1 protein-coding gene is annotated in these 447 nt (G+C 61.5%); it reads left to right on the top strand.

Features of this window, described 5'->3' with window-relative positions; translation table 11 throughout:
- On the top strand, positions 1 to 447 hold a 447-nt coding region (locus ACFZPT_RS26580), incomplete at both ends, for a hypothetical protein (protein WP_379556303.1).

The following is a 447-nucleotide window of genomic DNA, read 5'->3' as shown; positions in this document are numbered from 1 at the left end:
CGTATCGAGCGGGTGGATAACGGGGTGGGTCGCTCGTTGTTTCTGCGCTATGGGGCTGGGCGCATTGTCGCGGTGGATTATCAGATTCAGCGCGCTAAGGGTTATGAGCCTTACGAGTGGATTACTGAGCAGAACGTCGTTTCCTACACCTATGACGACCTGGGCCGACTGGTCTCAGCGACCAATGCCGTCGGCGAGAGCGAGGTGTATCGCTACGACGAGCAGCACGTCATTGTGGAACGCGGCCTGGCCGGTGGGGCGAGTTTCTTCTGGGCGTGGGAACGCTCCGGCAAGGCGGCACGCTGTGTGCGGCACTGGGCCAGTTTCTCGCAGATGGACACGCGCTATGCCTGGGGGGATGACGGCCGCGTCACGGTGCACAACGCCGATGGCAGCCAGGAAATCTATGTCCACGACGACCGTGCGCGATTGGTGCAACGCATCGAT

The organism is Pseudomonas sp. MD330_10 (assembly GCF_042610415.1).
GTDB lineage: Bacteria > Pseudomonadota > Gammaproteobacteria > Pseudomonadales > Pseudomonadaceae > Aquipseudomonas > Aquipseudomonas rhodesiae.
The sequence above is the reverse complement of the archived record's forward strand: the minus strand, read 5'-3'. Positions and strand labels throughout refer to the sequence as shown.